The organism is Klebsiella sp. K47 (assembly GCF_051858335.1).
Lineage (GTDB): Bacteria > Pseudomonadota > Gammaproteobacteria > Enterobacterales > Enterobacteriaceae > Klebsiella > Klebsiella pneumoniae.
Map to the genome: position 1 here is coordinate 1 of NZ_JBPYUI010000310.1, position 231 is coordinate 231.

Genomic DNA, 231 nt, shown 5'->3' on the forward strand with positions numbered 1-231 from the left:
ACCCAAGGCAAGGGCCTGATGCCGGACGGCACCACGCGCTTCTCCTACAAAGGCCAGCAACTGTTCCACTACATGGGCACCTCGACCTTCTCCGAGTACACGGTGTTGCCGGAAATCTCGGTGGCCAAGATCCAGAAAGAAGCCCCTCTGGAAAAGGTCTGCCTGCTGGGCTGCGGCGTGACTACCGGTATCGGTGCCGTGCTCAACACCGCCAAGGTCAAGCCGGGTGAC

General features: G+C 61.0%; 1 pseudogene. It reads left to right on the forward strand.

Annotated features, from left to right (window positions below):
* Nucleotides 1-231 (forward strand): annotated as a pseudogene (locus RRF55_RS28165) (S-(hydroxymethyl)glutathione dehydrogenase); the annotation flags it as partial.